A 21,211-nucleotide genomic window follows, 5' to 3' on the forward strand; every position below is an offset into this window, starting at 1 on the left:
CACCCCCGACAAGCACAAGACGAGCCTCCCAGAAAGGCGTTCTTTGCCTTTTGGGAGGATTGGCTTGTGACCTCGAGGGGGTAGGCGCTGGAGCTAGACAATTCTCGAAGTAAAAATAATTAAGAGTTGAAAAATAAGCCCTGTTTTTTAAAGCAAGACTTATTTTGCCATGGCCGATAAAATGGCCGTTGCTTTGTAACGATAAATTATATTAATCGACTATAGTCCATTCTCGCAAATATAAGCTGTTTATCAGGTTAATCAAGTAAAGTGCATATACCTCACAAGGTAATCAGGCAAATATAAAACCAGACGAGTATTGGGAACTTAAAATAAAAAAAGAGCTATTGATGTAAATTCCTCACAATAGCCATCTTTATAAATTTTATTCTTACTGGCTTTTTTCGTCAAGTGCATCTATTTAGGTTTACGGAATATCATCAGAAAAAATGATGTTTTTTTAGGTCTTTACATCAGTATTTTCTAATTAAGGGTAATGTTTGCAGAAAGAAGAAGCAGCCTGTGTGCTTGTCGGATTTTTTCTATTTCCTGCAAACCAGTACATATGAACTTAATGGCAGCATTGTCAATCTGGTGCTTATCTTGCGTATGGTGGAATTACCGGCGGTATGTTCATCCGCAATAAGGTCCCAATCCCCATCCGGAAGCAGGATTTCTTCTTCCGCCGCTGAAGGATTGATAATAACCGCCGCATGGCTACACTCGGCATTTTGATCAGAGCTGGTCAAGACATAACCAATTAGCGGCTTTTTAATATCCATGAACCGCATGGAATTCCGGATTAATTCTGCATCGGCAAGCCTGAAAAGAGGGATTGACCTTCTAATGCTGATAATCCCTTTAATATATTCAACATTATTGAAATAACGTGATTTCCTTTCCCAGTCCAGTTGATTGATTGAGTCTGGAGCACGGTAGCTGTTTCCATTCCCGCCTTTGGTCCGAAAAAATTCCTGCCCGCTATGCAGAAATGGAATTCCCTGTGACAGGAGTACCATTACGGTTGCCAGGCGGTGCTTTTTTTGCTGTGTAATCAAATCCGCATTTTCAGAACAAACCAGGATTTTATCCCATAGAGTGTGATTATCATGGGATTCCACATAGTTTACTGATTGCGCCGGAGAAAGGAAGATGCCTTTCTCCTTTTTTTCAAGGCCAATGCTTCCGGCTAATACTTGCTTTGCCGCATCATAATAATGTTCATTCCCTAACGCGTATCCTTTATCATATAAATTAAACGTGCTGCCTTTGATGGAATCTCTGAACCAGTCATTAAATTGGCCGATTCCCGGCAGCTTTTCCTGATTGCGGATGCTTGCTTTCCGGTCTTCCGGTATAGGGGTATTCAAATCCCAGCCTTCTCCAATGATAATGACAGCAGGGTCAATTGATTCCGTAATTCTGCGAACCTCATTCATCGTTTCGATATCGAGGATACCCATCAAATCAAACCTGAAACCATCAATTTGATATTCCTTCATCCAGTATGATACGGAATCCACAATAAATTTCCTGGCCATCAGTCGCTCAGAAGCAATGTCATTTCCAACTCCGGTGCCATTTGAAGGCATTCCATATTGATCATGGCGGAAGAAATAACCCGGTACGATTTTTTCAAAAGAAGAATGCTCACGAATATATACATGGTTGTAGACTACGTCCATTATGACTCTAAGCCCCTGGGAGTGAACAGCCTGAATCAAAGCTTTCAACTCTCTAATCCGTGAATAGGGATCCAGGGGATCGGAAGAATAGCTTCCTTCCGGGACATTAAAATGTAGAGGATTATAACCCCAGTTGTAGTCTTCTTTTGGACTTTTTTCATTTACACCTTCAAAGTCATGGACAGGCAGAAACTCAATGTGAGTTACACCGAGCTGTTTGACATATGACAGGCATGTCGGCTTCCCGTCAATGCCAACAGTGTTTGTCTCGCCCGCTCCCATATAAAGCCCTTTCTTTTGTGCCCCGCTCCCGGAATGAATGGTAAAATCCCTGATATGGGTTTCATATATGATGGCATCTGTCAACTGAAGAAGCGGCGGAAGCTCCGGCTTCTTTATTTTTGTATTATCCAAATTGACGACAGCACCATATTCACCATTCATAGCCGAGGACACTGCATATGGATCTACCGCTTCTTTCCACTCCAGGTTAATACATACCAGGAAAGAATAAAGAAAACGATCGAGGTCGCCGGATACTCCACAGCTCCAGACCCCCCTCTCGCCTCTTTCCATCGGAAAAAGCTCCGCATCCTCCTCCAATGCTCCTTTTAACTTCAGCTTTACCTTTGCTGCTGTCGGAGCCCAGAGCCTGAAGTACGTCTTTTCTGTGCTGTACGATATACCCAGCGGTCCGTCATAATAGAACTTCTCATCAAAATCACTTGTTCGAATGACCGCCCCGATTTGCAGATCTGTTTTTCCGCCATGTTCATCCACTATCCAATATTGTTTCCCGAATTCCACATCATGGTCTATTCTGCATGTATATTTAACAGCGCCCTCAATCGGGTTGTTTTGCAATATGACTACAGGAAACTCTTCCTCCACGTCTGAAAGGAGAGAGAAACCGGAAGAACGTCCCTGTTGATAGCTGAAAGGAAGTAGAATCGTAATGATGTGCATTTCGTCCAGATATGCATTAAAAGTCCGTTCAATCGTTATCATTCCGAACTCAGCTCCTTTACTTAGTCGGACGGTAATTTAAGAGCAGCTCTCTCCTAAAAATCATTACCCTTCTTTAACATAACCACTAATTATTGGTATGGCTTCCGGACAAACAGATGCTGAAACCGGTGTGCTGTTCAGAACCTCGCCATCTGCGTGGGCAGGGATGGGGTGTGAAGAGCGAAAGCTGATATTTTTCCCCTGAAGAACTGCGACTTCTTTAAAACCTATATGTCTCCCCTTGAAGACAGAGGCAAATACAAACAAAAGTTTAATTCTGGATATATTGTGGACTACCGTAACATTTAGAATTCCATCAAAAGGGTCTGCATCCGGAGAAATCTTCATACCGCCTCCATAGAATGGCTGATTGGAAATAGTGATAAACCAGGCTGACCTTATTTGATGTTTTTTTCCGTCAATAATGATTTCAATATCAGAGCATTTATAGAAAAACAGCTCTTTTACAAGAAAGAGAGCGTATACAAATTTGCCCAGGGAAAGCTGATTCAAGATACCCTTGATCTTTGAACTGTTTACTTTCCGGGAAATCAGCGCATCAAATCCTGCACCCATATTATTAATAAAATATGTTTTTTTCCCATCTGTGTGTCTAATCCTTCCGATATCAGCCTTCACAGAATGACTGATTCCCTTAAGTATTGCGGTTAAAGCTTCCTCCGGGTCTTTAGGGATATTAAAGCCCCTCGAGAAGTCATTCCCGGATCCTCCTGGAATAAACCCCACAGTCACATTCTGATACCCAGCAGCGCCATTCATCACCTCATGAACCGTTCCATCTCCGCCCACAGCAACAAGATACAATCTTTGCCCGCCTGCCTGTTCTGCATAAATTTTTGCCAATTCCCCGGCATGGCCGCGATATTCTGTCCTGACTGCAGAGTAAGAGATATTTTCCTCTTTCAGCATCTGCTCAACTTTTCCCCAGACTTTCAGGCAATAGCCATTTTTCGCCTGCGGGTTAATAATGAACATAAATGCTTTATCACAGTGGAACTTATCATGATTCATTCCGATTCTCCCACTCCAGTCTTTTGACTGAGGAAGTCTGGCAATATTGAAGCAGTGCCTGTGCTCCTTTTAATTGAGCATGCTTGAGGGGAGAACGCAGACTTCTTATTGCGTGAAACCATTGCTCATAGGTCCTTTTCTCCACTAGCTGTACATCTATCGGGGCTGCCGGATAATCAATATAGCCATTTCGGGTAAGTACAGCTTTTTTAACCGGCAATTCAATAGAATGAATTTCAAATATTTTTCGGATGATTTTTTCTGTTCTATTTAATGCAAGCAGCGGATTCAGGACCTTTTTCTCTTCCCCTTTTCCCTTTTTTGTCCAGAATCTATCCTTTGAACCTGTGAATACCGCTGAATCTTCTTGCTCCAAAAAGCTGATGCACCATACCTCTGTTGGGCCTAAGACAATAATTTCTGTTTCAACCGGAGCCCTTTTCAATAAAAAGATCGGATTATACATGACAAGATACGTATCCGGATATCTTTGCAGAAGATACTTTAGCTTTTCATCATAATAGTAATGCTTATCGGGAAATGATTTTTCCGTTAGCGTGGAAGTTGCCCATTTCATCTGGAACCTGTAAAGCTGGTCCAGAAACTGGTGTTTTAGATTCTCAATTGTTTCTGGCCGTACAGCAAAGGAGGCTTCAAATTCAAGCACATCCTCCTCCTTTTTCACTTCATGTACGGCAGCATTATATTCCTCAAATTCTTCATTCCTGCCCCGTTTTAATAACCCCTTTAGCTTTTCCATCAGCGGTTCTTTTTCTTCAACAGACCAGTCCGCTGAACCGGCTGTATAATGCTGCGCGGATTGAGGGGTAAAGGATTCATTTGTTTCCCATGCTTTATGCCATTTATCCCACTGCTGTTTTTTCAGCCTGACAAAACGGGAAGGATATACAAAAATGTCCTGCTGGTAGCGTGATACATAATCCTGCAATTTAATTAACTGTCCCATTCTCCTAGCCCTGCTTTCGTAAAAACTTTCTATCTCTAATTATTCATTTATTGCCTTTAACTTTGCCCGTGGTATTTTTTATGACTCTCTCAAAGGCTGTCTCCCATTAGCTATTTTTCATCATAAGCATTTTTATTTTATTCCGCCAAAAGCGGAAAGATGGCAATGCTTTCATATTTCGGCGATTTATCCAGATGGGTCTGATATAGGACAACTTCTGAAACCTCAAACTCGAGGTGTCCGTTATTAAAAGGACTATTAACATCGAGCAGACTTTGCTGAAATGGACCAGTGCCTGCCCATTTTCTTGCCAAGGTGATATGAGGCTTAAATGGTCTTGTCTCCAGCTCAAAGCCCGCTTCCTGACAGGCTGAATATACTTTCGATCTTAAGTCATGAAGATGTTTGGCCTGCTGTGTTCCACACCAGAAAATTCTTGGCGCGTCTTGTTTTCCGAATACGCCAAGTTTGCAGATGTGCAGCGTAAAACTTGGTTCGTTTCTGATGGAATCAGCGATAAGCCTGGCTGCTTTCTGCAGTTTTTCTTCTGAGGCCGATCCAAGGAATGCTAAAGTTATATGATAATCCTCATGATGGACCCAACGGCTAAAGGGAAGTTTGAGACTTACACTTTCCATATATTCCTTCAACTTTTTCTTTGTTTCATCCGGCAATTTCACCGCAAAGAAAAAATGAGCATTCATTGTTTTGGACACTTGATATACCTCCATATTTCCACTAATTTTAACAAACATCTGTTAAAATTGGCAGATACTTTCTGTTTGTCCTCTTATTTTTGTATTCTCTCCAATTCCTTTTGATTTGATTGGAATAGTCTGTTTTAGTATGATAAGGATAGATATAGATTTCCTTTATCAGGATGAAATTAAACAGATGGACATAAAATAACAAAGATAATAGTTCTATATATTAAACTTCCTTGTTATTAAATGAAGTCATATTCGAAAGGGAGAGTCAGATGAAAGTTGTCAACAATCTTGCGGACTTAATTGGAGATACTCCGATTGTGAAATTAAATAAGCTGGCACCTGAAAATGGCGCAAGCATTTATGCAAAGCTTGAATTCTACAATCCGAGCCGCAGTGTAAAAGACCGCGCGGCATATAATATGATTGCCGAAGCTGAGAAAGCAGGCAAATTAAAACCAGGATCAACCATTATTGAACCAACCAGCGGGAACACCGGCATCGGGCTTGCAATGAATGCGGCGGCTCGCGGCTATAAAGCCATTCTGGTTATGCCTGATACTATGACGGCAGAGCGCATCAACCTTTTGAAAGCATATGGAGCAGAAGTTGTCCTGACCCCTGGTGATGACAAAATGCCCGGCGCTATTAAAAAGGCTAATGAACTGGCTGAGGAAATTCCAAACAGTTTTGTGCCGATGCAATTTGAGAATAAAGCTAACCCAGACGCACACCGCCATTCAACTGCCGTCGAAATTATTGAGGCTATGAAGGAAATCGGCAAACCACTGTCTGCCTTCGTTGCCACTGCAGGTACAGGGGGTACAATTACCGGCACAGGTGAAGTTTTGAAAGAGCATTATCCCGGGGTGGAAGTGCATGTAGTGGAGCCAAAAGGCTCGCCCGTCCTATCGGGCGGAAAGCCTGGCAGGCACAAACTTGTCGGCACAAGTCCAGGATTTGTTCCGGAAATTCTCAATACGGATGTTTATGATGAAATCCATCAAATCAAAGATGAAGAAGCATATGATACGACACGCAGAATGGCAAGAGAAGAAGGGATATTAGTAGGTCCATCCTCAGGAGCTGCCTGCTATGCAGCCATCCAGGTTGCAAAAAGGCTAACTCCGGACGATGTTGTCGTATTCATCGTTTGCGATACTGGAGAAAGATATCTTTCAAGTGATCTTTTTCAGTTTGAATAAGTAAGTTAAAAGACCCCAGGAATTGTTCCTGAGGTCTTCGCTTTAGAATTACCTAATTTTAACCGTTAAACTGCCGCACTGTTTTTCAATAGCCTCTTCAAAAAGGTTCTGTAATTTATTTGTGATGAGACCGGGACTTCCATTACCAACCGGCTTTCCTTCAATCTCTGTAATCGGAGTAATTTCAGCTGATGTACTGGACATAAAGACTTCATCTGCGGCCAGTAAATCTTCCTTTGTAAAAGCAGATTCTTTAAGTGCTATACCATTTTCCCTGCAGATCTCTTTTATCTTGCGGCGGGTAATGCCATTTAGGATCAGGTTTGTTGCAGGATGCGTATAAAGTGTTCCATCCTTTACAATCGCTATATTGGAAGAACTTCCCTCAGTTACCGTATCCCCGCGGTGCTGAATGGCTTCAAAGCTGCCGGATTGTGCTGCTTTTTGCTTGGCCATGATGTTGCCCAGCAAATTCAGGCTCTTTATATCACATCGCAGCCAGCGAATGTCTTCAATCAGAATAGCTTTAACACCATTTCTCATTGATTCAACCGGCCTTGTGGTTTCACGGGTATAGGCGGTAAGCACCGGTGCAACATCTGCGCCAGGATAAGCATGATTTCTAGGAGACGTCCCCCTGGAAAATTGCATATATACAATCCCCAGTTCAAGATTATTCCTCTCAATCATCTCTGTAAGCATCTGTTTAAGCTGATCCTTGGAATAAGGAATGTTCAGCTCTATTTTCTTGCCGCTGTCAAGCAGCCTTTCAAGATGCTCATCTGCCGTAAACATTTTTCCGTTATAGACACGGATCACTTCATAGACGCCATCACCAAATTGATAGCCCCGGTCCTCAATATCGACTTTCGCTTCTGAGCGTTCGATCAAGTCACCATTCAAAATGACATATTCCATTTCCCGACACTCCCTGTTTATGATTTGTTTGTCTATCTGTCAGCTGTAAGTAAAATCTTTCAGCCATCATATCAGGTTTCAAAGTTATTTCGCAAGTTCATAAATCGCCTGTGCATAAATGGCTGCAGCTTTCAGCAAATCCTCAATAAACATATATTCATCTTTTTGATGTGCGACGTCTTCCCTGCCTGGAAATAGCGGACCAAAGGCAACTCCTGACTTTAATGAGCGTGCATATGTCCCCCCGCCAATGGATAAAAGCTCTGCCTTTTCGCCAGTCTGCTGTTCATATACTTTTTTCAGTGTTTGAATCAGAACATCATCTTCTTTTACATGATGTGGTTTGGCATCTGAGAAATTCTCCAATCTGAAATGTTCGTTTTCAATCAGAGACTCCAGCTTATTTTTCGTTTCTTCCATATCATTTGTAACAGGATAGCGTACATTAAAGCCTAAACGGCCGCCATTTTCTTTCGTATATGAAAGTTTGCCTACATTGATGGTTAAGTCACCTGTAATCTCATCGGTGCAGGCGATGCCAAGCTTTCTTCCTCTGGAATCATCACATAAGTATTTTGATACAAACTGAAAATATTGGCATGCGTTCTCATCCAGCTGAAGGGATGCCAGGAATGAAGCCATCAATATACCAGCATTTTTCCCATTATCAGGTTCCATTCCATGAGCCGAAATCCCTTGAAGTTCCAGAATCAGTTCGCCATTATCTATGTAATACTTGCCTTCTAGCTCTGTACTTTTCAGGAAATTTATATACCTTTGCACCACTTCAGTGTGTTCAAGGTGAACCTCAAGACTGGCTTTCGCAAAATCAGGAACCATATTATATCTTCTTCCTGCCTGGAAATGCACCACCTCTGCCAATACTTCTCTGTCTGCTTCTTTGGTATGGCCGGTTTGGACAAGATCAAAATCAGAGATGCCTTTTTCTGCATAGATGATTGGGAAATCTGCATCAGGTGCAAATCCCATTGCTGGCATTTCTTCGTGTTTAAAATAATGCTCTACACAGCGCCAGTCACTTTCTTCATCTGTTCCGATAATCATTCGAACCCGTTTGCTTAAAGGCAGCTCTAATTCCTTTACAATTTTCATGGCATAATAAGCAGCCATCGTCGGGCCTTTGTCGTCGATCGCCCCTCTGGCAAAAATCTTTCCATCGCGGATTTCTGCACCAAACGGATCGCTTGTCCATCCATCCCCTTCCGGAACCACGTCAACGTGACAAAGTACTCCTACAATTTCTTCACCTTCGCCGAATTCCAGATGACCAGCCAGGCTGCCGACATTTTTTGCAGTGAATCCATCCTTTTCTCCAAGTTCAAGCATGAAATCGAGCGCTTCCTTTACACCTTCACCAAGGGGCGCATCGTCTGTGGCATTCTCTTCGTCAAGCAGACTTCTAATTCTCAAAAGCTTTTGAGTATCCTTAATTAAATCATCTTTTCTTTTATTGACCTCTTTTTGCCAATCCAATACGTTCATACAGTTGCCTCCTTAACTTGAACATTCATGATTTCCCCATTATAACCCATTTTGTCTGGGGTTTGCTTATGGAACAGTTTAATAAGATATACCTTTATTATGCACCAGGAAAGCTGAACCTTGCCAAGATGAACGCAGAGGCGCTTAAAAACAGTCCTAAGAGGAAAATGGCGAGGAGGAATAGGGCTAAGACGGTCCTATTTCTGGCAGTAAAGTAATAATCCTTTTCACTGTATTTCTTAGTAAAGGGATGAGACATAATGGCTTTATCCCAAGTAAGGGAGAGCCAGGAATACATCAGGAAAAGAAAGACGCCTGATACAATCACTTTTATCCATAAAGGCGGTATAAGAAGAATGCCGGCAGCACTCACGGAAATGATTTGAAAGTAGCTGAAAATATACGAGGGATTTCGCATGAATATCTTTATAAATAATTCCGCCAGTCCCGTTATGGGTGTTCTCGCATTAAAAATCCGTCTGGAGTTTCTGAATAATAGCGGTTTTGTCCGCATTGAAACAACAGGCTTTTCCAGATCCGGAGCCATCATAAAGATCCATTTTATATACTTTGTTTTTTCTTCTTGTTCAAGCATAACCTCAAATTCTAAGGCCGAGATTTTTTTCAGCAGCTGGGAAGCTCTTATTAATGCGCCGGAAAGCAGCACTGCTGATGAGATTATAACCGGAAAGTCTGCACCGATAGACCAAAGTGAATATACAAGCTGGCTGAACCAGCTTATTAGTACAAACAGCACAAAGGTGATCACATATCTTTTTAACTTCCCTGCAATCCTTTTCAAAAAATAAGAAACTGTCATAATAGACCATTTCAGTGAGATGAAAAAGAACAGCAAGGCAGCGATTTGGCTCCATTCCAAAAAGTATCTATTCTTTAAAAAAGGAAGAAAAATAGCAATCATTGCTGCTGTACCGATTGCCTGAAAGAATAGTGAGTAAACAAATCCCCATTTCCTCATTCCCATAAAGAGGGTCTTATTTTTTACCAGAAATACCTTATCAGCCTCTAATACAAATGGACGGAAATTTCCCATCCATGAAAAAATATAGAACAGAAAGAAAAGGAAAAACAATGGCAGGCCAGCAATCCATTCCGGAGTTTCCAGCCACCAGGAGCGATAGACCATTCCAAAGATGACAGTCCCTGGAACAATGAGATAGACCATGATGGTCCAATCTGCAATAGACCGGAATATTCCAGCCTGATACTTCCAGCTATGAATTAACCTTTCTGCAAAGAGCGATCTACTGTTCATGGCCTGACCCCTCTGCGATCCTATGAAAGCAATCATAAAGCGAACCATCCAAAAGACCGCATTGCCGCCTGATATCAGCTAATGTGCCTGAAGCCTTCAACTGCCCCTCATGCACAATTAAAAAGCGGCTGCATACTTTCTCTGCGGTATCCAAAACATGCGTGGACATGAGAATACCTGCGCCTCTTTGCCTTTCTCGATCAATTGATTCCAGAAACAGTTTCATTGCATTAGGATCCAGCCCAATAAACGGTTCATCAATGATATAGACATCCGGATCGGCAATCATCGCAAGAATGAGCATAGCCTTTTGCTGCATTCCTTTTGAATAGGTCCCGGGAAACTTGTGAGCATGTTCAGACAGATTATACTCTTTTAAGAGCTCCGCTGCTCTCTTCTTATAATGTAATTCCGGCAATCCCTCCACTGCTGCTGTAAAATCAAGGTGTTCCCACAGTGTCAGCTCATCATAAAAAATAGGCCGTTCCGGAATATATGAATATTTAACTCCCTGCTTAAATTCCACTGCTCCCTTTTTATGTTCCAGCAATCCCAGAATTGTTTTAATGGTTGTGCTTTTCCCAGCGCCATTTGGCCCTATAAGGCCGATCAATTCCCCTTCCTGCAAATCAAATTGAATATTATGTATGATCGGTTTTTCATTTTCATAGCCAGCTGATTCAATTTCAACGTTTAATAACTTCATTTTCTCCCCCCCTGACTATACATACGGATATCATTGGAAAAAGTTTGCTCTAATTTTGAATTTTTAAAGCCATAATAAAACTGCCCCTTCGAAGAGGCAGTTTTTATTATGGCTGCAGGATTTCCATTAATTCTATATTTTCAAAGTCCTTTGCGTAATCATAGGCTGTATAACCCTCGGCATCTTTCACTGCGGGATCAGCATCAAACTCCAGAAGAAGCATAGCCATATCAATATCCTCATTGAACACCGCACTCATTAAAGGAGAGGTTTGATAGTTATCGATCACATTAGGGTTGGCCCCATTTTCGAGCAGAAGAGCAGCACTGTCATACTGTCCATAAGAAACAGCCCAATGTAATGCAGTAGTGCCGTCTGCATCTGTTTCCTCAATATCTGCACCATCATTCAATAATGAATGAATCATGTCAGTATCATTTTCACTCGCTGCGCTCATCAGTGAAGTAGCACCTTCAATGCCCATAACCGTTTCAGTCCATAAATCCATTTTTTCAAGTGTTTTAAAACCAAACCAGAGTCCTGCGGATAGGATCGTCAAAGAAAGGACTGACATTGCTGCTCCTATCCAAACTCTCCCCTTCGGTTCTTTTAATTCAACCGTAGTTTCATTGGCAAAAAACTTCGATAGAGCATATATTCTTTTTGGCAAGTGCGGATGCGTGGATAATTTTTCATTCATCCAGACAAAAAATCCAGTTTCTGTTTGAAGCTGCTCCGTATATGCCTGCTTATCGACCTTACGATAAAGATCTTTTCCAATGGCAAGCATGGTTAAGGCATCCCTGGATGCTTCAAAAGATTTTATATAATAGGCCGCATAACGATCACAAGTATACTCGCATGCTCTCAGGTACGCATTCCCCAGGAATGGAACCCACATAGCAGGAAGCAGGAGCAGACTTATGATAACATGTTTTCTTTTTAAATGAGCGAACTCATGGGCCAGGACGAACAGCACTTCCTTTTCAGCTCCCCGTTCAACCAGCTCAAAAATACCAGAATATAAGACAACCATATTCCTTCTGAAAAATCTGGTGGCAAAGGCATTTAAGACCCCTTCAGACTCAATGACATAAATATCCGGAAGGTTCTGTAAACCCATTTCCTTCGCAGTCAGTACTGCTTTTTCATATATCTCCGGAAACTGTTTCTCACTTATTCTTACTCCGTTTCTTCTGATGCCTCCCACCATAATGCCATGGAACAGGAGAGATACAAGAATCAAGGTCAAAATAATGACAATCCCAATAATAGAAAATACGAGAAAAATATAAGACACAATACTAAATAAGGCAACAAATGCAAAATAAATATTTTCCTTCGGGTATACCAGTCGATCTCTCAGCGAGTGAGCTTCCATAACCTTTCTTCCTTTCAATCTCAATCTTATAAATATACCAATTGATTATAATCAAAAAACAAATTTTAGGATATAGGGAAATTCTGAACATATTTTAGAATTTTCTGTACATATTACAAGCCCCTTCTGCCATAAGGTATAGTAATAGTGCCTTACCCATCGAAGTTTAATCGCGGTAATTTAGGAAATTGAACATACATTAAAAAGGAGGGGAACGTAAAAACTAAAAACAGAAGCATCATTATAAATATTTTGTAAATTTTTAGCCTTAAAGTAGAAATAATCAGATAATAGAGTTACAATATAGTCAGAGGTATGACATCTTGACTAAATACCAGAGTATAAAGGGGTTGTCTGGGGAAAAGAAAACTACATACGATTGAAGGTTAACCTTCAATGTAGCTGTCGGTTGCAGAAAATTGCCATTGGGTTTGAAAAAAGGATAGGGAGTGGTTTTTTGAAACCTTCGACTAACCGGATGTTAAACCGTGTAAAATCCGTCTACATGTTTATAAGTAAGCGCGGAACTGTAACAACTCAGGAGCTTGTAGAGGAATTTGGCATCACTCCTCGCACCATTCAAAGAGATTTAAATGTCCTCGCATACAATGACCTGGTTAAGAGTCCGAGCAGAGGCAAATGGACTATTACTCAAAAGAAAGTAAAGATGTCATCTTAATACTTGAAGCAAAACCAGCTAATAAATATAAAATCGCCCTGCTGTCAGGGCGATTTTTCCGTCTTATCCCACTTCATAATTCATCAGCTTATCAAGCTCTTCTTCCGTCAATTCCCGATATTCTCCCAATTCCAATGTCTCATCCAGCTCGAGCGGGCCCATGGAAAGTCTCTTTAAATATATTACTCTTTTTCCAACAGCTTCAAACATCCTTTTTACTTGATGGAACTTTCCTTCTGTTATTGTTAATTCTATATCAGAGGTGATGCCGGATTTAAGAATTTTTAATTTCCCAGGCTTGGTTTCATAGCCATCATCCAATATAACCCCTTTTTGAAATGCAGCTATATCCTCTGCTGTAACTTCACTGTCTATGACTGCAAAATAGGTTTTGGGAACATGCTTTTTTGGAGAAAGCAGGCGGTGGGACAGCTGGCCATCATTCGTCAGCAGCAATAGCCCTTCTGTATCCTTATCGAGTCGTCCTACCGGAAAAGGAGAAAACACAAGGTCTTCCATTTCGAGCAGGTCCACCACGGTTTCAGATTGTGAGTCCTCGGTTGCGGAAATGACGCCAGGCGGTTTGTTCATCATTAAATAAATGAATTCCTTGTATTCAACTTTTTCACCGTTTATGACAACGGCATCCTGTTCAGGATCCACATGGTGTTTTGGATCCTTTACTTTCTCATCATTAACGGTTACTGCACCATCTTTTAATAGCTTTTTAACATCCTTGCGGCTGCCGTAGCCGAGATTGGCGAGCATTTTGTCTATTCTCATAATGACCCTCCATATTAATCAAATTTACCCCAATTTAGTTTTAAGTCTGTTATTAAAATACCTTAAATAATCTGACCGTTGATTTCCGCTGCGGTCACTTGCTTTCCGCGGGCAGGCGGTGAGCCTCCTCGACGCTGTGCGTCTTGAGGGGTCTCACCTGTCCCGCTACTCCCGCAGGACATTGAATAAACTTCCTCGACTGAACATCGCACGAAGGAAATGCGCCAGCATTTTCGAGGATCAAGTACCCTCCGCTCCAATCAACTCAGTGCTTTGTATATAGATAATTAAAACCAAATCCTAAACATCCTTTCAAAAAGGCCCCCATCATGGAGACCTTTTATTTTTTATGCTTTCAGTCTTAATTTCTTCAGCATTCTATCGACCCTTGATCCGAACAGGAGATAGATTAATTTTGTTCTGAAGCTTAGGTAGAAATAGACAGCCGCACCTGCTGCCGCGCAGATGATGACAATAATTACTGCCCCGACACTTGATGCAGGCGATAAGAAGCTGGTGGCAATTTGATAAACCAGGCCTGCAGCAATGTACATGCATGCAGTAAATAATACAATCAGCATACCGCGTCTTAAGACAAGCTTGAATGGATATTTTGCATATGTTTTTATTACATAAAGGTTAATCAAGATCGCCGCAATATAGCCTAGTGCGGTTGCAAATACGGCTCCCTGTGTTTCGAACAGTTTTATGAGCGGAATATTCAATGACAGTTTTACAAGCAGGCCTGTCAGCAAACTCAAGATTGTGAAACGCTGTTCATTGATTCCCTGCAGAATGGCTGCTGTTACCGAAAAATAAGCGAACAAAATCGCCACTGGTGCATAAGTTCTTAACACTTCAGTACCCAAATCTTTATGCTCATAGAATAGGGTAAAAACGGGCTCTGCAAGCAGGGACAAGCCTGCCACAGCAGGAAGAGTCAAAAATAAAAGCACCTGAAACGTCTGATTAAGCTGGCGGTTTAAGTCTGCCCGATCTTCTTCCATAAATGCTTTCGTCACACTCGGCACAAGCGTCAGCGAGAAGGCTGTGGCAAGTGAGACAGGAATGATGACCAGCTTATGGGTCTCGAAGTTCAGGACAGAAAAAGCAGCTACAGCATTGCCTGCTTCACCAATGGCATCCATAGCCCTTTTAAATGTAACCTGATCGATAAATTGAAAGAGTGGATTAGCGAGACCTACAAACACAAAAGGTGCGGCATAAAGAATGATTTCTTTATAAATTTCCCTGAGGGAGATGTCCACGGTTCCTTTATCTTCTTCAAGCATTTTATCCAAATGCGGTTTGCGTTTATACCAATACCAGAATAACACCCCGAGACTTCCGAGTCCGCCGATAAAGGCAGCAAAAGTCGCGACACTGATTGCCGCAGTGATAGAGCCTTTCATTACATTTAAAACGACATATGCACCCGCAAGAACGAACAGGATGCGGACAATCTGCTCCACCACCTGTGAAACCGCAGTTGGCCCCATGGACTGATGCCCCTGGAAAAATCCTCTTATTAGACTCATGAAGGGAATAATAATCAGGGCAAATGATACCGCTCTGATTACAGTTGTTACATCTTCAACACTTACCTCTACATCTTCCCCTGCCAGGGTCATTTCTGCAACCGCCGGAGCAAGGAAAAACAGGATCAGGAATGAAATGACTCCGCTTGCCGTCATGATCACCAAACCTGACTTGAACAGCTTTCTGCCGACAGCATACTCCTCTATTGCATTATATTTTGAGATAAACTTTGAAACTGCCAGCGGAACCCCTGCAGTTGCGATACTAATAAAGATTGTATAAGGTGTATACGAAAAGGAATAAAGGGCTGTCCCTTCCTTCCCGACTATTTGATAAAAAGGAATAACATAAAACAAACCAAGAACCTTCGAGATAATGGTGCCAAGTGTAAGGATGAAGGTTCCCTTTAAAAGCTTAGATGACATATAATCCCTTCCTTTTTGAAATGCGGAAGCGCCTTGACCACCCCCGACAAGCACAAGACGATCCTCACGGAAAGGCGTTCTTTGCCTTTTTGGGAGGATTGCCCGAAATGTGGAGGCGACTGCCCTTTCAGGGAACGCAGACTAAGAGCGCCACGTCCTGTGGCAACGTCTGCATGACCTGCATCCTCCCAAAAGCTGTCGCTTTTGGTCGTGCGATGATTATGCTTACGAAGCCTTCCTTGTCCTGCGGGCCTCAGGCATAATGCGGTTCCTGTAAGAAGGTGTTTTTCCTTCTGAAAGGAAACGGCTTATGACCCCGAGTCCCTAGGAGCCGCAACTGGAAAAGCTTGTGACCTCGAGGGGTTAGCGCTGGAGTTAGACAGTTATCGACTTTCAAAGCGTTCTTTCTTATTAAAACTGCAGCATGCAAACTATAAAAGTATATGAATGCACAGGCTAAGTTCGTCAATTTTCTATCTTTTTAGACACACTATTTGTAGTGTACTCTTCTTGCCGGGGAAATTCCACTTGCAATACCGAATAATGTGGCATTATTTTTAGAAATAGGATATTTGATTTATAATGGAGCTATTATTTATTTAGCATATTAAGATAAGTTGGTGAAACCATGAAATATGATGTAATAGTGATAGGCGGAGGCCCTTCGGGATTGATGGCAGCAATCGGTGCTGCGGAAAAGAAGGCAAAGGTCCTGCTGATTGACAAAGGAAACAAGCTTGGAAGGAAGCTTGCCATTTCCGGCGGAGGCCGGTGCAATGTCACAAATAGGCTTCCAGTAGATGAGATCATTAAGCATATTCCCGGCAATGGGAGATTTTTGTATAGTGCATTTTCCATTTTCAGCAATGAAGATATTATCCGATTCTTTGAGAATTTGGGAATTGAGCTGAAAGAAGAAGATCACGGGCGGATGTTTCCTGTTACCGACAAGGCTCAATCTGTTGTTGATGCCCTAATTTCCAGGCTGAAGGAACTGAAGGTCGATATCAAAACAGACAGCCCGATCCAGGATGTTCACTATGAAAACGGCAGGGTAAAATCGGTGGAATTAAAAACAGGCTATGTTTATGAAGCAGACTCTGTTGTAATTGCCGTCGGAGGAAAGTCAGTTCCCCACACCGGCTCTACCGGTGACGGCTATGCATGGGCGGAAAAAGCAGGCCATACGATTACAGAGCTTTTTCCAACCGAGGTACCGCTGACATCTTCAGAGAACTTTATTAAAGAAAAAGCACTGCAGGGATTGTCGCTGCGAAGCGTGGCACTCAGTGTGTTGAATCCTAAAGGAAAAGCACTCATAACCCATCGGATGGATATGATTTTCACACATTTCGGCATTAGCGGTCCGGCGGTTTTGCGCTGCAGCCAGTATGCTGTGAAAGCGATGAAGAAGTGGAACTTGAAAGAAGTAATCATGAACCTGGATGCACTCCCGGATACAAAGGAAGAACCACTTTTTCAGGAAGTGTCCAAAAAGATTAAAGAAGAACCGAAGAAAATCATTAAAAACCTTTTAAAAGGGCTGCTTCCGGAAAGATATCTTCTGTTTCTTCTTGAGCAGAACGGAATTGATCCATCTGCACAAGGGGCTGCTATTTCCAATGAAAAAATCAGAAGCTTTGTTAAAGGCTGCAAATCTTTCCAGTTTAAAGTAAACGGCACTTTGCCTCTCGATAAAGCCTTTGTTACAGGCGGAGGTGTTTCCGTTAAAGAAATTGAACCGCAGACAATGGCTTCAAAAATGATGGAAGGCCTTTTCTTCTGCGGAGAAATCCTGGACATCCATGGCTACACTGGCGGATACAATATCACTTCTGCACTTGTAACAGGCCGGTTAGCCGGATTAAACGCAGCTGCATCTGCACATACCGTGTAATAAAGATAGAGCCTGATGCACTAGAGACATCAGGCTTTATATATAACCATGGCAGAGAAACAATAAATCTGTTCATCTTCATCCTCCTGGACTGCGGCCACATTATATTTTATATCCAGCAGTTTTTTCTCCTCAATCTTCTCCAGAAAATGATTCATATCCTTTTCCAGGTCTTTTTCATGCTCGTGATCGAATAACTTTACCTTAATCACAGGAATTCTCCTCCCAGTGCTTTTTTATTAGTTTAGTCATTTTTCCGAATTTTTAAAATTGAGAAGCTAAAAAAAAACGAAGCCTAATTGGCCCCGTTTGGATATTATTCCGTTTTCCCCTGCCAGTTCATCATGCCGCCAGCCATATTGCGCACCTTATATCCTTGTTCCTGCATGTAATGACAAACATTTCCGCTGCGATTGCCAGAGCGGCAGATAATGATGTACTCAGTGTCTTTATCAAATTTATCAAGATTCTCAGGGATCGTGCCCATGCGGATATGTCTGGCTCCAGGAATCATTCCGGATGCCACCTCTTCATCTTCTCTAACATCTACAAGCTCCAGCTTCTCTCCCGCCTCCAGCTTTTTTTGCAATTCATCTGTGGTAATCTCTTCAATACGGTCCAATCCTAACACCCTTTCCGGAAAACTTTTTAAATAGCACTTTGCATTTACTAATGCTGCCACTCCTATAATACCCTATATGGCACGAAAAAAAAAAATGAGAAGTTTCTTTAACACAAATACCAAAAAAACCACCCTTGATCAAACAAAGGTGGTTTCATCTCAATATAACTTAGTTTGCAACGATATTTACAAGCTTGCCCGGTACTGCAATGACTTTACGGACAGTTTTTCCGTCAATTTGCTCTTTTACTTTGTCATCGCCCATTGCGATTTGCTCCAGTAAGTCTTTTTTTGCATCCGCCGGAACCATAAGTTTCGCTTTTACTTTGCCGTTGATTTGGATAACGATTTCGACCTCGTCATCCACCATTTTAGCTTCATCAAATGCCGGCCAGGCTTCGTAAGCAATGGAATCACCATGGCCAAATTTTGACCAAAGCTCTTCTGAAATATGAGGAGCGATTGGGGAAAGCATTTTAACAAAGCCTTCTGCAAAAGTTTTTGGCAGCACATCTGCTTTATAAGCTTCGTTGATGAATACCATCATTTGAGAAATAGCTGTGTTAAAACGAAGTCCCTCGTAGTCCTCAGTTACTTTTTTCACCGTTTGGTGGTAAACCTTTTCAAGACTGCTGCCTTCTTCAATGTCCTGAATTCTCGGGCTTAATTCACCAGTCTCTTCCACAAACAAACGCCAGATGCGGTCAAGGAATCTTCTTGAGCCATCCAATCCATTTGTAGACCAGGCGATGGAAGCTTCAAGCGGCCCCATGAACATTTCGTATAGACGAAGAGTATCAGCACCATGGCTCTCTACGATTTCATCCGGATTAACGACATTACCTTTTGATTTACTCATTTTCTCATTGTTTTCCCCAAGAATCATACCCTGGTTAAATAGCTTTTGGAACGGTTCCTTCGTATGGACAACTCCCACATCGTAAAGGACCTTGTGCCAGAATCGGGCATATAGAAGGTGAAGAACCGCATGTTCTGCTCCTCCGATATAAATATCAACCGGAAGCCATTCTTTTAATTTCTCTGGATCTGCAAGAGCTTCACTATTTTTCGGATCAATATAGCGAAGATAGTACCAGCAGCTGCCTGCCCATTGCGGCATTGTGTTCGTTTCCCTGCGGCCCTTCTTGCCTGTTTCAGGATCCACAACATTAACCCAATCATCGATGTTGGCTAATGGTGACTCTCCTGTGCCGGATGGCTTTATCTCTGTTGTTTTCGGAAGCACTAATGGAAGCTGTTCTTCCGGCACGGCAGTCATTGTGCCATCTTCCCAATGGATGACTGGAATCGGCTCGCCCCAATAGCGCTGGCGGCTGAATAGCCAGTCACGAAGACGGTAAGTAACCTTCTTAGTGCCAATACCTTTTTCTTCAAGCCAGGCAATCATTTTCTCAATAGCGTCCTCTTTGTTTAAGCCATCAAGGAAACCTGAATTCACATGCTCACCATCGCCAGTGTATGCTTCTTTATCAACATCTCCGCCTGCAACGACTTCTTTAATAGGCAGAGCAAATTGCTTGGCGAATTCATAGTCGCGCTCGTCATGTGCCGGAACCGCCATGATGGCACCTGTTCCATAGCTGACTAAAACATAATCTGCAATCCAGATTGGCATTTTTTCGCCGTTGGCCGGGTTGACCGCGTACGCACCAGTGAAGACACCCGTTTTTTCTTTAGCAAGATCTGTCCGCTCAAGATCGCTCTTGCTCTTTACTTTGTCAATGTAAGCCTGAACTGCTTCTTGCTGCCCCTCTGTTGTGATCTTATCAACAAGCGCGTGCTCTGGAGCAAGTACAGCATATGTTGCACCATATAATGTGTCAGGACGTGTTGTGAATACGGTGAATGTGCCATCATGTCCGTCAATATTGAATGTCACTTCTGCTCCTTCAGATCGGCCGATCCAGTTGCGCTGCATATCCTTAAGGCTCTCTGGCCAATCCAATAAATCAAGATCTTCAAGCAGGCGATCCGCATAAGCCGTAATTTTCAGCATCCACTGTCTCATTGGGCGGCGTTCTACCGGATGGCCTCCGCGCTCGCTTTTTCCGTCGATAACCTCTTCATTTGCAAGTACTGTTCCAAGTGCAGGGCACCAGTTAACAGCTACTTCATCGATATAAGCAAGCCCTTTTTCATAAAGCTTTAAGAAGATCCATTGAGTCCATTTATAATATTCAGGGTCTGTTGTGTTTACTTCACGATCCCAGTCATAGGAGAAGCCTAACGCCTTAATCTGGCGGCGGAAGGTGTTGATATTCTGTTCTGTGAATTCTGCCGGGTCATTCCCTGTATCAAGTGCATATTGCTCTGCAGGCAAACCAAATGCATCCCAGCCCATCGGATGAAGGACATTATAGCCCTGCATGCGCTTCATGCGGGAAAGGATATCTGTTGCCGTGTATCCTTCCGGGTGGCCAACGTGAAGACCAGCTCCTGAAGGATAAGGGAACATATCAAGCGCATAAAACTTGCGCTTGCCTTTATCTTCAGTTGTTTTGAATGTTTTATTTTCTTCCCAGTGGCCTTGCCACTTTTTTTCAATCTCTTTATGATTGAAACTCATTTTTGTTTCCTCCTATTAATGAAAATAAAATAAAAAAACCTCTCATCCCAAAAAAGGGACGAGAGGATTATGTATAAATCTCCCGCGGTACCACCCACATTAGTGAACATGTCACTCGCTTCATTCATCCTTAACGCGGAAAACGGCAAGCATTACTGGTATTTCACACTTGCTGCTCAAAGGCGAGTTCATGATGTGCCCGGCTGACTTGCACCTGCCGTCAACTCTCTTAAAACGGGCTGCTGCACCACTACTGCTCCTTATCTAAGCATTTTAGTATAAGAAAGAATA

At 42.3% G+C, this 21,211-nt stretch carries 17 protein-coding genes and 1 other annotated feature; of the genes, 3 read left to right on the top strand and 14 right to left on the bottom strand.

Translation table 11 applies throughout. The annotated features are described in order from the left end of the window. Window positions 1–542: 542 nt before the first annotated feature. The 4 genes from pulA to thpR form a co-directional block, all read right to left on the bottom strand. A complete protein-coding gene (pulA, locus tag PBF_RS13600; RefSeq protein WP_035330371.1) occupies window positions 543–2,693 on the bottom strand; it encodes a type I pullulanase in 2,151 nt (716 codons plus the stop codon). 63 nt (window positions 2,694–2,756) lie between these two features. Beyond that, entirely contained in the window at window positions 2,757–3,725 is a 969-nt protein-coding gene (locus tag PBF_RS13605; protein WP_035330372.1) for a diacylglycerol/lipid kinase family protein, read from the bottom strand. After that, window positions 3,715–4,692 carry a nuclease-related domain-containing protein gene (locus PBF_RS13610; RefSeq protein WP_035330373.1) on the bottom strand — a complete coding sequence of 326 codons (978 nt, stop codon included), beginning with the start codon at window positions 4,690–4,692 and terminating at the stop codon, window positions 3,715–3,717. The genes PBF_RS13605 and PBF_RS13610 overlap by 11 nt, the downstream gene beginning before the upstream one ends. A 137-nt stretch (window positions 4,693–4,829) precedes the next feature. Next, window positions 4,830–5,408: an RNA 2',3'-cyclic phosphodiesterase gene (gene thpR, locus PBF_RS13615; RefSeq protein WP_051488874.1), complete on the bottom strand. Its 579-nt coding sequence runs from the start codon at window positions 5,406–5,408 to the stop codon at window positions 4,830–4,832. Window positions 5,409–5,671: 263 nt separating this feature from the next. Between thpR and cysK the strand changes: the two genes are divergently transcribed. Continuing rightward, a complete protein-coding gene (cysK, locus tag PBF_RS13620; RefSeq protein ID WP_035330374.1) occupies window positions 5,672–6,604 on the top strand; it encodes a cysteine synthase A in 933 nt (310 codons plus the stop codon). 48 nt (window positions 6,605–6,652) lie between these two features. Here the strand turns inward: cysK and dat are convergent, their stop codons facing one another. The 5 genes from dat to PBF_RS13645 form a co-directional block, all read right to left on the bottom strand. Beyond that, window positions 6,653–7,522, bottom strand: a complete 870-nt coding sequence (gene dat / locus PBF_RS13625; RefSeq protein WP_035330375.1) for a D-amino-acid transaminase — start codon at window positions 7,520–7,522, stop codon at window positions 6,653–6,655. A gap of 84 nt (window positions 7,523–7,606) precedes the next feature. Then, window positions 7,607–9,025, bottom strand: a complete 1,419-nt coding sequence (pepV, locus tag PBF_RS13630; protein ID WP_035330376.1) for a dipeptidase PepV — start codon at window positions 9,023–9,025, stop codon at window positions 7,607–7,609. A 97-nt stretch (window positions 9,026–9,122) separates the two neighbouring features. After that, window positions 9,123–10,301: an ABC transporter permease gene (locus PBF_RS13635; RefSeq protein ID WP_081757279.1), complete on the bottom strand. Its 1,179-nt coding sequence runs from the start codon at window positions 10,299–10,301 to the stop codon at window positions 9,123–9,125. After that, window positions 10,291–11,007 (bottom strand): ABC transporter ATP-binding protein, encoded by a 717-nt coding sequence (locus tag PBF_RS13640; RefSeq protein ID WP_035330377.1) that lies wholly within the window; start codon window positions 11,005–11,007, stop codon window positions 10,291–10,293. The genes PBF_RS13635 and PBF_RS13640 overlap by 11 nt, the downstream gene beginning before the upstream one ends. Window positions 11,008–11,113: 106 nt before the next feature. Beyond that, complete coding sequence (locus PBF_RS13645) at window positions 11,114–12,388, bottom strand: M48 family metallopeptidase (RefSeq protein ID WP_035330378.1); 1,275 nt, start codon at window positions 12,386–12,388, stop codon at window positions 11,114–11,116. 457 nt (window positions 12,389–12,845) lie between these two features. On the opposite strand from PBF_RS13645, the gene PBF_RS13650 reads away from it, so the two are divergent. After that, the gene (locus tag PBF_RS13650) at window positions 12,846–13,067 is read left to right on the top strand and encodes a DeoR family transcriptional regulator (protein ID WP_026041817.1); all 222 of its coding nucleotides are present in this window, start codon (window positions 12,846–12,848) and stop codon (window positions 13,065–13,067) included. Window positions 13,068–13,130: 63 nt separating this feature from the next. On the opposite strand, the gene PBF_RS13655 is transcribed toward PBF_RS13650, so the two are convergent. After that, window positions 13,131–13,850: a pseudouridine synthase gene (locus tag PBF_RS13655; RefSeq protein WP_035330380.1), complete on the bottom strand. Its 720-nt coding sequence runs from the start codon at window positions 13,848–13,850 to the stop codon at window positions 13,131–13,133. 347 nt (window positions 13,851–14,197) lie between these two features. After that, window positions 14,198–15,814: a putative polysaccharide biosynthesis protein gene (locus PBF_RS13660; protein WP_035330381.1), complete on the bottom strand. Its 1,617-nt coding sequence runs from the start codon at window positions 15,812–15,814 to the stop codon at window positions 14,198–14,200. 628 nt (window positions 15,815–16,442) lie between these two features. Between PBF_RS13660 and PBF_RS13670 the strand changes: the two genes are divergently transcribed. Further along, window positions 16,443–17,711 (top strand): NAD(P)/FAD-dependent oxidoreductase, encoded by a 1,269-nt coding sequence (locus PBF_RS13670; protein ID WP_035330383.1) that lies wholly within the window; start codon window positions 16,443–16,445, stop codon window positions 17,709–17,711. Window positions 17,712–17,740: 29 nt separating this feature from the next. On the opposite strand, the gene PBF_RS13675 is transcribed toward PBF_RS13670, so the two are convergent. The 3 genes from PBF_RS13675 to leuS form a co-directional block, all read right to left on the bottom strand. Further along, window positions 17,741–17,923, bottom strand: a complete 183-nt coding sequence (locus PBF_RS13675; protein WP_035330384.1) for a sporulation protein Cse60 — start codon at window positions 17,921–17,923, stop codon at window positions 17,741–17,743. A gap of 104 nt (window positions 17,924–18,027) precedes the next feature. Further along, window positions 18,028–18,333: a rhodanese-like domain-containing protein gene (locus PBF_RS13680; RefSeq protein WP_035330451.1), complete on the bottom strand. Its 306-nt coding sequence runs from the start codon at window positions 18,331–18,333 to the stop codon at window positions 18,028–18,030. A gap of 169 nt (window positions 18,334–18,502) precedes the next feature. Beyond that, window positions 18,503–20,920: a leucine--tRNA ligase gene (gene leuS / locus PBF_RS13685; protein ID WP_035330385.1), complete on the bottom strand. Its 2,418-nt coding sequence runs from the start codon at window positions 20,918–20,920 to the stop codon at window positions 18,503–18,505. Window positions 20,921–20,971: 51 nt separating this feature from the next. Next, window positions 20,972–21,196, bottom strand: a binding site (T-box leader). Between the last annotated feature and the right edge of the window lie 15 nt (window positions 21,197–21,211).

The organism is Cytobacillus firmus DS1, from assembly GCF_000565285.1.
GTDB classification, from domain to species: Bacteria; Bacillota; Bacilli; order Bacillales; family Cytobacillaceae; genus Cytobacillus; species Cytobacillus firmus_A.

What these genes read in the sequence shown, in the direction of transcription:
- PBF_RS13655 (WP_035330380.1), bottom strand. Translation starts at nt 13,850, where the DNA reads ATGAGAATAGACAAAATGCTCGCCAATCTCGGCTACGGCAGCCGCAAG.
- PBF_RS13610 (WP_035330373.1), bottom strand. Translation starts at nt 4,692, where the DNA reads ATGGGACAGTTAATTAAATTGCAGGATTATGTATCACGCTACCAGCAG.
- PBF_RS13605 (WP_035330372.1), bottom strand. Translation starts at nt 3,725, where the DNA reads ATGAATCATGATAAGTTCCACTGTGATAAAGCATTTATGTTCATTATT.
- PBF_RS13635 (WP_081757279.1), bottom strand. Translation starts at nt 10,301, where the DNA reads ATGAACAGTAGATCGCTCTTTGCAGAAAGGTTAATTCATAGCTGGAAG.
- cysK (WP_035330374.1), top strand. Translation starts at nt 5,672, where the DNA reads ATGAAAGTTGTCAACAATCTTGCGGACTTAATTGGAGATACTCCGATT.
- leuS (WP_035330385.1), bottom strand. Translation starts at nt 20,920, where the DNA reads ATGAGTTTCAATCATAAAGAGATTGAAAAAAAGTGGCAAGGCCACTGG.
- PBF_RS13670 (WP_035330383.1), top strand. Translation starts at nt 16,443, where the DNA reads ATGAAATATGATGTAATAGTGATAGGCGGAGGCCCTTCGGGATTGATG.
- pulA (WP_035330371.1), bottom strand. Translation starts at nt 2,693, where the DNA reads ATGATAACGATTGAACGGACTTTTAATGCATATCTGGACGAAATGCAC.
- dat (WP_035330375.1), bottom strand. Translation starts at nt 7,522, where the DNA reads ATGGAATATGTCATTTTGAATGGTGACTTGATCGAACGCTCAGAAGCG.
- PBF_RS13645 (WP_035330378.1), bottom strand. Translation starts at nt 12,388, where the DNA reads ATGGAAGCTCACTCGCTGAGAGATCGACTGGTATACCCGAAGGAAAAT.
- PBF_RS13640 (WP_035330377.1), bottom strand. Translation starts at nt 11,007, where the DNA reads ATGAAGTTATTAAACGTTGAAATTGAATCAGCTGGCTATGAAAATGAA.
- pepV (WP_035330376.1), bottom strand. Translation starts at nt 9,025, where the DNA reads ATGAACGTATTGGATTGGCAAAAAGAGGTCAATAAAAGAAAAGATGAT.
- PBF_RS13660 (WP_035330381.1), bottom strand. Translation starts at nt 15,814, where the DNA reads ATGTCATCTAAGCTTTTAAAGGGAACCTTCATCCTTACACTTGGCACC.